Source organism: Anaeromyxobacter sp. PSR-1 (assembly GCF_000964525.1).
Taxonomy (GTDB): Bacteria; Myxococcota; Myxococcia; order Myxococcales; family Anaeromyxobacteraceae; genus Anaeromyxobacter.
Window position 1 is genome coordinate 1 of record NZ_BAZG01000158.1, and the last position, 10,327, is coordinate 10,327.

Annotated in this window: 10 protein-coding genes; 9 read left to right on the forward strand and 1 reads right to left on the reverse strand. The window is 71.3% G+C overall.

Annotated elements, in window-relative coordinates:
• The 8 genes from PSR1_RS18070 to PSR1_RS18105 form a co-directional block, all read left to right on the forward strand.
• A partial coding sequence (locus tag PSR1_RS18070; protein WP_059438839.1) for a Smr/MutS family protein occupies positions 1-2,110 on the forward strand: 2,110 nt, incomplete at its 5' end.
• 201 nt (positions 2,111-2,311) lie between these two features.
• Complete coding sequence (locus tag PSR1_RS18075; RefSeq protein ID WP_059438840.1) at positions 2,312-3,595, forward strand: hypothetical protein; 1,284 nt, start codon at positions 2,312-2,314, stop codon at positions 3,593-3,595.
• 77 nt (positions 3,596-3,672) lie between these two features.
• On the forward strand, positions 3,673-4,824 hold the full coding sequence (locus PSR1_RS18080) for an ABC transporter substrate-binding protein (RefSeq protein ID WP_059438841.1): 1,152 nt from the start codon (positions 3,673-3,675) through the stop codon (positions 4,822-4,824).
• 211 nt (positions 4,825-5,035) lie between these two features.
• On the forward strand, positions 5,036-5,902 hold the full coding sequence (locus tag PSR1_RS18085) for a branched-chain amino acid ABC transporter permease (protein ID WP_059438842.1): 867 nt from the start codon (positions 5,036-5,038) through the stop codon (positions 5,900-5,902).
• A 4-nt stretch (positions 5,903-5,906) separates the two neighbouring features.
• Positions 5,907-7,016: a branched-chain amino acid ABC transporter permease gene (locus tag PSR1_RS18090; protein ID WP_059438843.1), complete on the forward strand. Its 1,110-nt coding sequence runs from the start codon at positions 5,907-5,909 to the stop codon at positions 7,014-7,016.
• Positions 7,017-7,031: 15 nt separating this feature from the next.
• Complete coding sequence (locus tag PSR1_RS18095; protein WP_059438844.1) at positions 7,032-7,751, forward strand: ABC transporter ATP-binding protein; 720 nt, start codon at positions 7,032-7,034, stop codon at positions 7,749-7,751.
• Complete coding sequence (locus tag PSR1_RS18100) at positions 7,751-8,455, forward strand: ABC transporter ATP-binding protein (protein ID WP_059438845.1); 705 nt, start codon at positions 7,751-7,753, stop codon at positions 8,453-8,455. Before PSR1_RS18095 ends, PSR1_RS18100 begins: the two co-directional genes overlap by 1 nt.
• A 2-nt stretch (positions 8,456-8,457) precedes the next feature.
• Positions 8,458-8,907, forward strand: coding sequence for a CBS domain-containing protein (locus tag PSR1_RS18105; protein WP_059438846.1), 450 nt, complete (start codon positions 8,458-8,460; stop codon positions 8,905-8,907).
• Positions 8,908-8,974: 67 nt separating this feature from the next.
• Here the strand turns inward: PSR1_RS18105 and PSR1_RS18110 are convergent, their stop codons facing one another.
• Complete coding sequence (locus PSR1_RS18110; protein WP_059438847.1) at positions 8,975-9,718, reverse strand: sulfite exporter TauE/SafE family protein; 744 nt, start codon at positions 9,716-9,718, stop codon at positions 8,975-8,977.
• Positions 9,719-9,814: 96 nt separating this feature from the next.
• Here PSR1_RS18110 and PSR1_RS18115 point away from each other — a divergent pair, with 96 nt between their 5' ends.
• On the forward strand, positions 9,815-10,129 hold the full coding sequence (locus PSR1_RS18115; protein ID WP_059438848.1) for a hypothetical protein: 315 nt from the start codon (positions 9,815-9,817) through the stop codon (positions 10,127-10,129).
• Positions 10,130-10,327 lie beyond the last annotated feature (198 nt).

Here is a 10,327-nt window from a genome sequence, read left to right on the forward strand (position 1 = left end):
CGGGCTCGCCCGCGCCGCCGCCCGCACCCGGACCACGCTGGAGCCGCGCGCGGCCGAGCTCCCGCGCCTGTGGGCGCTCGCCGGGGCGCTCTCCCCGACCGCGGCGGTGGCGGATCGCATCGAGCGCGCCATCGAGCCGGACGGCTCCATCTCCGACCGGGCCAGCCCGGCGCTGGCCGCGGCGCGGGAGCGCGCCCGCGGGCTGCACCGCGCGCTCAAGGCCCAGGTCGAGGCGCTGCTCGACGACGGCGACATGCAGCGCCACCTGCGCGACCGGTACTTCACCATCCGCAACGACCGCTACGTGCTCCCGGTGCTGGCGAGCGCGCGCGGGCAGGTCCCGGGCATCGTCCACAACGCCTCGCAGTCCGGCCAGACGCTGTTCGTGGAGCCGGACTCGATGGTGGAGCTCGGCAACGAGCTGTCCATCGCGAACGCCATGGCGGCCGAGGAGGAGCAGCGCATCCTGCGCGAGCTGTCGCAGGCGCTCACCGCCGGCGCCGGCGCGCTGGCGCGCGACCTCCAGCTGCTGGCCGGCCTCGACCTGCTCGAGGCGGAGGCGCGGCTCGCCTCGGACCTCGACGCGCACGCGCCCGAGGTGGGCCCGGAGCCGGCCGGCTTCGAGCTGCTCTCGCTCCGCCACCCCCTGCTCGTGCTGCAGGCCAAGAAGGTGGTGGCGAGCCACGTGCGCCTCTCGCCCCCGCAGCGCGCGCTCATCGTGTCCGGCCCGAACGGCGGCGGGAAGACGGTGGCCATCACGGCGGTGGGCCTCTCCGCGCTCATGCTGCGGGCCGGCCTGCCGGTGGCCGCCGCGGAGGGCTCGCGCCTCCCGTTCTACCTGGAGGTGAAGGCGGCGGTGGACGAGCGCGGCGACCTCACCAAGGACCTGTCCACGTTCACCGCGCACCTCGCCGCGGTGAAGGACATGCTGGCCGGCGCGGTGCCGGGCTCGCTCATCCTGGTGGACGAGATCGCCGCCGACACCGATCCGCGCGAGGGCGCCGCGCTCGCCGCGGCGATCCTGGAGGCGCTGGTGGAGCGCGGGGCCACCGTGCTCGTCACCACCCACCTCGACGAGCTGAAGGCGCTCGCGCTCACCGACGCGCGCTACGGCAACGCCCGCGTCGGCTTCGACGCGGAGCGGCTGGTGCCGACGTACCAGGTGCACCTCGGCGCGCCGGGCAGCTCGTCGGCCATCGAGGTCGCGGCGCGGGTCGGGCTGCCGGCCGCGGTGGTGGAGCGGGCGCGCGCGGCGCGGCACGGCCAGGGCGGCGCGCTGGGCGAGGCGCTCCGCGCGCTCGACGAGGAGCGCGGCCGGCTCGCGGCCGAGCGGCGCGGCGCGGAGGAGGCGCGCGAGGCGGCCCGCAAGGCCGAGGAGCGCGCGCGGGCGGCGGAGGAGGCGGCGCGCCGGGCGGAGCGCGACGCGGGCGCGCGCATGGGCGCGGCCCTGGCCGAGGAGCTCGAGGCGGCGCGCGCCGAGGTGGCCGACCTCATGGCCGAGCTGCAGGCCCGGCCGAGCGTGAAGAAGGCGGCCGAGTCGAAGGCGCGGCTCGACGCGTGGCACGCCACCGTCTCGCAGGCCGCCGAGGCGACGCGCGCCCGCGCCGAGGCGGGCCCGGAGGCGCTGCCCGGCGGCGAGCTGAAGCCGGGCGCGCGCGTGCGGATCCTGTCGCTCGGGCAGGAGGGCGAGGTGGTGGAGGTGGACGGCAAGGACGCGCTGGTGCGGGCCGGGCCGCTCAAGATCCGCCGGCCGGTGAAGGACCTGCTCGCGCTCGCCGGCAAGGCGCGCGACGCGGGGCTGGCGCGCACGCGCGGCGAGAAGCTCGCGGCGGCGAGCGCGGCGCGGCCGGACGCGCCGGTGAGCGCCGAGCGCCGCCTCGACGCGCGCGGCCTGCGCGTGGAGGAGCTGCTGCGCGAGGTCGATCGCTTCCTCGACCGCATGTACTCCGACGGTGAAGCCGAGTGCGTGGTGCTGCACGGCCACGGCACCGGCGCGCTCAAGCAGGCGCTCCGCGATCACCTTGCCGCATCCCCTTACGTGGGAGCCTTCCGTGCCGGCGACCGGCACGAGGGTGGCGATGCGGTGACGGTGATCGCCCTCCGCCGTTAGCGGGGGCCGTCTTTCTGCAAAATCCGGCACTTGACGAAGTGCGGCACGAACGCGCAGTGCCTGCGCGGGTGCAAGATTTGCCGACCGGGACAACAATTCTGCGCTCGGCTGTCTGTCTGATGTGGTAGGAAATTCCCACCCGTCCGGGCTGCAACTCGATTCGTCCGGACACACCCGCGCTCCGATTTCTGGAGGAACTGCATGAAGGCTCTGAAGAAGCTGTTCGTGGCAGCCCTCGCCCTGTCGCTGCCTCTGGCGACGCTCGCTCAGGCGACCGAGGCCGCAAAGCCTGCGGAGGCCGCCCCGGCGGCTGCGCCTGCCCCGGCCGCGAAGCCCGCCGAGGAGACCATCAAGGTCACGCCGTACGGCTTCGTGCTCCTCAACGCGTACTGGGACGGCAACACGCTCGTGAACAAGGACTACCCGGGCCAGGCGCAGCGGGCCGGGATCAACGAGGGCGGCGCCTTCCTCATGAGCGCGCGCCAGTCGCGCGTCGGCATGCGACTCGCCGTCTCCGGTGACAACTGGACCGGCGCCGCGCTCACCGGCGTGGTCGAGTTCGACTTCAAGGGGGGTCACGCCGGCGTGGCGCCGCAGACGAGCACCACCTGGTACAACGGCCTGATGCGGCTCCGCCTGGCGGCGATGACCGCGACCTGGAAGACGCCGTACGGCAACTGGTCGGTCCTCGCCGGCCAGGAGTACGGCCTGGTGAACCCGCTGTTCGCCGAGTCGCTGGCGTGGGTCGCCGACCCGCTGTTCTGGCAGGCCGGCAACATCTGGCGCCGCTCGCCGCAGATCCGGCTGGCGTACAACGGCCAGTTCGACGCGGTGGGCCTGAGCCTCGCCGCCGCCATGCTGTCGCCCGCCGACGCCGGCACCCCGGTGGACAACGGCTACGGCAACCGCTCCCGCACCCCGAACTTCGAGGCCCGCGGCGCCGTCAGCGTGAAGGCGGCCCCGGACATCAGCGGCACGGTCGGCGTCGGCTACCACATGCAGACCCGCCGCTACAACTACGGCACGCCGGACCAGAAGGACGTGGACGGCTGGATGCTCGGCGTGGACGCCGACCTCAACCTGACCCAGTTCCTCCAGGTGAAGGGCGAGTACTACACGGGCGAGGGCGCCGACGACACCTACAACACCATCGGCGCGCCGACGGTCCAGGTGGACCCGCCGTACGCCAAGGTGAAGGGTGACGGCTTCTGGGCGCAGGGCATCCTGAAGCCCCTCCCGCAGCTGTGGCTGACCATCGGCTACGGCCAGTCGAAGATGGACGACGGCGACCTGCTCGGGTTCGTCGCCGCGGGCAACCAGGCGGCCACCCGCTACGAGAACACCCAGCTGGCCGGTGGCGTGCTCGTGAACGCGGGCAAGTTCTGGCGGTTCGGCGTGGAGGCGATGCAGGTCGAGACCAAGTACCTGGTCGGCGCCGATCAGAAGGCGACCCAGATCGCGGTCTCCTCGCAGCTGAAGTTCTAGCTTCTCCTCGAGGGGCGCCCGGGCGACGCCCGGGCGCCCTTCGTGTTTTCAGCGCACCCTTCACCAAGGAGCGAATCATGACGAAGAAGCTCGCGATGGCCGTGGCCGCGCTCGCCCTCGCGCTGCCCGGCACCGGCAGCGCGCAGGTGAAGATCGGCTTCATCAACTCCATCACCGGCCCCGAGGCGCCCATCGGCGAGAACCTCACCAACGGCGTGGACATGGCCGTCGAGGATCTCAAGAAGCAGGGCGTGAACGTGGCGCTGGTGAAGCAGGACGACACCGGCAAGCCGCAGGTGGCGATGAGCGCCATGGAGCAGCTCGCCACCGGCGACGAGGTCGCCGCCGTGGTCGGGCCCTACACCTCCGCCACCGCGAACGCCGTCGCGAAGCTGGCCCAGCAGTACAAGGTGCCGCAGGTCGTGCCGGCCGCCGCGAAGGAGGAGATCACCAAGCAGGGCTACGACTGGGTGTTCCGCCTGAACGCCCCGGCGCACCAGTACGCGCAGTCGCTCATCGACGCGGCGCTGGCGTTCGGCAAGCCGAAGTCGATCGCGTTCATCTACGAGTCCACCGACTTCGGCGCGTCGGTCGCCAGCGCCGGCAAGGACTACGCGCAGAAGAAGGGCCTGAAGATGGTGGCGGACGAGGCCTACCAGAAGGGCGCGCCCGACTACCGCTCCACGCTCACCAAGATCAAGGCGCAGAACCCCGACCTCGTCTTCATGGTCTCCTACGTCGCCGACGCGATCCTGCTCATGCGGCAGTCGCGCGAGGTGGGCCTGAAGCCCCAGGCGTTCCTGGGCGGCGGCGCCGGCTTCGACACCGCGCAGTTCGAGGGCGAGAAGGACATCTCCAACCTGGTCTACTCGGTCACCCAGTGGACGCCCGAGTCCTCCAAGGCCGCCACCGCGTTCGCCGATCGCTACAAGGCGAAGTACGGCAAGAAGCCGACCTACCACGCGGCCTGCGCCTACGCGGCGATGATGATCGTCGGCGAGACCGCCGCGAAGAACGGCGGCGACCGGAAGAAGATCCGCGACGCGCTCGCGAACGGCTCGTGGACCGGCATCATGGGCAAGGTGGACTTCGAGACGTACGAGGGCTTCACCAACCAGAACAAGCTCGTCATGCCGGTGATCCAGTACCAGGGCGGCAAGTCGGAGACCGTCTACCCGAAGGAGGCGGCGCAGAAGAAGGCCGTCTACCCGTTCCCGGGCTGGAAGTAGAACCGCGCGCGGACGCGCGCGCAGCGTGAAGGCACTACGAGCCGGGGGGCGGCGCGACCGCCCCCCGGCTCTTCTTTTTCCGGCCCCGGCGCACCGTCGATCGTTGAAGTCCCAACTCGGCTTCGGGTACCCTGACGGGCCCCGTCGAGCCGGAGATGCACGGCGCGCTGCCGGCGCGCGGGCGCCAGAAGCGTCCAGCGGAGGAGCCTCGATGATCGTGTTCTTGCAGTCGGTGCTGAGCGGCCTGCTCGTGGGCGGCGTCTACGCGCTCATCGGGATCGGGCTCACGTTGATCTTCGGCGTGATGCGCGTGACGAACTTCGCGCACGGCGAGCTGCTCATGCTCGGCATGTACCTCGCCTGGCTCGCCTTCACCGGGCTCCACCTGGACCCGTTCCTGTCGATCGTGCTGGTCGCGCCCGCGATGTTCCTGTGGGGCGCGTTCCTGCAGAAGTCCTTCGTGAACCGGGTGCTCGGCGCGCTGCCGCAGAACCAAATCCTGCTCACCATCGGGCTCGGCCTGATCATGTCGAACACGGTGATGCTGATCTTCACCTCCGACTACCGGATCCTGACCACCACCTACTCGTCCTCCAGCTACAAGCTGGCCGGCCTGTCGATCTCGCAGCCGCTGCTCTACGCGTTCCTCATCACGGTGGCGATCACCGGCGCGCTCTACTGGTTCCTGCTCAAGACCGACACCGGCCAGGCGATCCGCGCCACGGCGCAGGACCGCGACGCGGCCCAGCTCATGGGCATCAACGTGCGGCGCATGTCGGTGCTGGCGTTCGGGATCGGCTCGGCGCTGGCCGGCACCGCCGGCGCGCTCATCTCGCCGACCTACTACATCTTCCCGCAGGTGGGCAGCACCTTCACCCTGAAGGCGTTCGTGATCGTGGTGCTCGGCGGCATGGGCAGCGTGGTCGGCGCCACGCTGGGCGGCATCATCATCGGCGTGGCCGAGTCGCTGTCCGCCGTCTACATCGCGTCCGGGCTGAAGGAGCTGGTCACCTTCGTGCTGTTCCTCGCCCTGCTCCTCTTCAAGCCCGCCGGCCTGCTCGGCAAGACGAGGGCCTGATCCGATGCGCACCCGACTCCAGGTTCCCCTCCCCTCGCGCGCCCCCCGCGGCTTCTCGGTGGTGGGCCTCCTCGTGTTCGTGGCGGTGGTCGCCGCGCTCGCGATCTTCCCGCAGTTCGTCAAGAAGCCCTACGTGCTGCACATGGGCGTGCTGCTGTTCCTGGCGGTCATCCAGGGGCAGGCCTGGAACGTGGTGGGCGGCTACGCCGGGCAGTACTCGGTGGGCCACGCCGCGTACTTCGGCGTGGGCGCCTACGTCACCATGATGCTGCTCGAGGTGAACAAGATCGCGCCGTGGTGGGGCGTGTGGGCGGCCATGGCGGCGGCGGTGCTGCTGTCGCTCGTGATCGGCAGCATCACCTTCCGGCTGCGCGGGCCCTACTTCGTGCTCGCCTCGATCTCGGTCGCCGAGATCATCCGGCTCGCCACCCTGTACTTCAAGGACTTCACCCGCGGGGCCGAGGGCTTCCTGCTCGGCGAGATCCCGACGATGAACCTCTTCGGCGAGGAGATCCTGTTCATCGGCAAGCGGCCCTTCTACTTCGTGGGCCTGGGCCTGGCGGTCGTGGCCGTGGCGGTCAACTGGGTCGTCCAGCACTCGAAGCTCGGCTACTACTTCCAGGCCATCCGGGAGGACCAGGACGCCGCGCACTCGCTCGGCATCAACCTGTCCTTCTACAAGAACGTGGCGCTCTCCATCTCGGCCGCGTTCACCGCGCTGGCCGGCGGCTTCTACGCCATGTTCGTGAAGTTCATCGACCCGAACACCGTGTTCGGCCTGGACGTGTCGGTGCAGATCGTCCTGCTCTGCATCATCGGCGGCATCGGGACCATCGTCGGCCCGGTGATCGGCGCGGTGGTGCTGGTGCCGCTCTCCGAGATCCTGCGCAACCCGAAGGGCCTGGTGCAGGTCGGCGTCCTCTCGGCCGACTCCGGCTTCGTGACGTTCGTGGAGCGGTACCTCTCGAACGCCCACCTGCTCGTGTACGGCATCCTGGTGGTGCTCGTGATCCTGTTCGCGCCCGAGGGCGTGCTCGGCGTCATCCGGCGCGCCGCGGCGCGCTGGGGCCGCCGGCCGCAGGACGTCCCCCCCACCGCCGCGGCCAAGGCCTAGGAGACGGAGACCGCCATGGCGATCCTCGACATCAAGCACGTCTCCAAGTTCTTCGGCGGCCTCGCCGCCAACTCCGACGTCTCCTTCTCGATGGAGCAGGGGATGATCATGGGCCTCATCGGCCCGAACGGCGCCGGCAAGACCACGCTGTTCAACTGCATCACCGGCTTCTACCCACCGTCCAAGGGCGAGGTGCTGTTCAAGGGCGTGCGGATGAATGGCCTGCAGCCGAACCAGGTGTGCCACCTGGGCATGGTGCGCACCTGGCAGAAGGTGCGGCCGCTCGCGAAGATGACGGTGCTCGACAACGTGATGGTGGGGGCGCTGGCGCGCACCACCAGCCTGAAGGTCGCGCGGCAGGTGGCGCTGGAGCAGCTGCACGTCGTCAAGCTCGAGCACAAGGAGGACTTCCTGGCCGGCGGGCTCCCCATCGGCGAGCGCAAGAAGCTCGAGGTGGCCCGCGTCCTCGCCACCAAGCCCGAGCTGCTGCTGCTCGACGAGGTGATGGGCGGCCTCAACCCGGCCGAGTCCGAGGAGATCATCCAGCTCATCCTCGAGCTCCGGAAGGGCGGCCTCACGCAGATGGTCATCGAGCACGACATGAAGGCCATCATGCGCATCTCGGATCGCATCGTGGTCCTCAACTCCGGCGAGAAGCTGGCCGAGGGCGCGCCGCAGGAGATCGTGAACAACAAGGACGTGGTCTCCGCCTACCTGGGCGAGGAGGTGGAGTGATGCTGAAGCTCGAGAAGCTGTCCTTCGCCTACGGCGACCTGAAGGTCCTCTGGGACGTGGACCTGGAGGTGAAGCAGGGCGAGATCGTCACGGTGGTCGGCGCGAACGGCGCCGGGAAGTCCACCATCCTCAACAACGTCTCGCGCCTGGTGAAGCCGGGCCACGGCCACCTCACCTTCCTCGGCCAGGACCTGCGCAAGCTGGCCTCGCACGAGGTGGTGGAGCTGGGCGTCGTGCAGGTGCCGGAGGGCCGCCGCATCTTCCCGGAGATGACGGTGGTCGAGAACCTGCGCATGGGCTCGTTCGTGAAGGCGACGCGCAAGGACCGCGAGCGCAACATCGAGCGGGCCTTCACGCTGTTCCCGCGCCTGAAGGAGCGCCAGAAGCAGCTCGGCGGCACCATGTCCGGCGGCGAGCAGCAGATGCTCGCCATCGCGCGCGGCCTGATGGCCAACCCGAAGCTGCTGCTGCTGGACGAGCCCTCGCTGGGCCTGTCTCCGCTGCTGGTGAAGAGCATCTTCGAGATCATCAAGGAGATCAACCGCCAGGGGACCACGATCCTGCTGGTGGAGCAGAACGTCTACCAGTCGCTCCGCATCTCCACGCGCGCGTACGTGCTGGAGACGGGACGGGTGGTACTCTCCGGAACGGGCGCGGAGCTGCTCGACAACGCCCACGTCAAGAAGGCCTTCCTGGGGATGTGATCATGGCGGACGCGAAGCTCACGGTCGGCGACTGGATGACGAAGAACCCGATCACCATCGAGGACGAGGCCTCGGTGATCGAGGCGATCCACCTGCTCAAGGAGAAGAACATCCGGCGGCTGCCGGTGATGCGGCAGGGGCGCCTGGTCGGGCTGGTGACGGAGAAGATGCTGTTCGGCTACATGCCGGCGAAGGCGACCACCCTCGACCAGTGGGAGCTGCACTACCTGCTCTCCAAGACCCCGGTCCGCGCCGCGATGAACCCGGCGCCGCACACGGTCCACCCGGACACGCCGCTGGCCGAGGCCGCGCGCCTGCTCCACGACCGCAAGCTGAACGGCGTCATCGTGGTGAACGCGCAGGGCGACCTGGAGGGGCTGCTCACCACCACCAACGCGCTCGAGGCGCTCATCCACTTCTCCGGCGCGGCCTCCGCGAGCGCGAGGCCGTAGCCCGGCGCCGCGGCCCGAGGCCCGCCCGCCCGCCGCGTCCCGCGGGGCGCGGGCCCGGGCGCCGCGGCTACCAGAAGAACTTCGCCGCCGCGAACAGCCCGATCGCGATGGCGAACGCCTTCATCCCCGCCGGCGGGAGGCGCTGCGCCACGTGCGCGCCCACCCAGCCGCCCACCAGCGACGCGACCGCCATGAGCGCGGCGAGCGGCGGGTCCACCTTCCCCCACGCCAGGAACAGCACGCAGGCCACGCCGTTCGTGAGCAGCGCGAACAGCACCTTGAGCGCGTTCGCGTGCTGCAGGCTGGACGGCAGCAGGATGCCCATGGCCGCCAGCATCAGGATCCCGATCCCGGCGCCGAAGTAGCCGCCGTACACCGAGATGAGGAACTGGATCATCCAGAGCGCCACCGGGTGGTTCCCGGCGACCTGGTGCCCCACCGCGCGGCGGATGGGCCCCTGGAGCGCGAGCAGCGCGCAGGCGAACAGGATGAGCCACGGCACCACCGCCGCGAACGCCTTCTCCGGCAGCGCCAGCAGCAGCACCGAGCCGAGCGCGCCCCCGAGCAGCGCCGGCAACCCGAGCACGATGGCGCGGTGCCGCTCCTCGTCGAGGTGGCGCCGGTAGGCCCACACCGAGGAGATCTGACCCGGCCAGAGCGCCACCGTGCTGGTGGCGTTCGCGGTCACCGGGGAGAGGCCGGCGAGCATCAGCGCGGGGAAGGTGAGCAGCGTGCCCCCGCCGGCGACGGCGTTCACCAGGCCGGCGGCGGCGGAGGCGGCGGTCACGAGGACGCCCTGGGCGATGGTCACCGGATGTGATTAGCGCGCCGGGCGGGCGCCCGCACCCCGACCGGCGGGTTGCGCGCGACGGCCGGCTGCGGCGAGATGGCGGTGGAGGTCACCCGCATGCCCGCCACCGTCACCGCCGATCACGGCGAGATCCTGCACCGGGCCGGTCGCGCCCACCTGTCCCCTGCCCTGCGCGACGGCGCGCCGGCCCTCGCCGGCCACGGCGAGACGGCCGGGCGGTGCGGGTGGGAGCCGTTCTTCCGCGCCCTGGGCGCCCGCGGCCTGGCGGTCGCGTTCGAGGAGGACGGCGGCGCCCGCCTGGTGCCGCGCGGGGACGCGCCCACCCACGCGGCGGGGCCCGGCGAGGGCGGCCTGGAGGGCGCGCGCCGGTTCCTGCGCGCGCTCCGGGGCGAGTGGACGCCGCCGGCCTGAGCCGGCCCGCCCGATTCCTCGACATTCCGCTCGCCCCGAGCCTGTCGAGGGGGCGGAGGATGCGCGGCCGCCCTCAGCGCCCGCGGCGGCGGCCCTTTCCGCCCCCGCCCTGCTTCCCGCCCCGCGCCTTGGCGCCGCCCTGCGCGCGCCGGCCACCGGCCTGCTGCTTCCCGCCGCGCGGCTGCGCGCCCGCGCGCC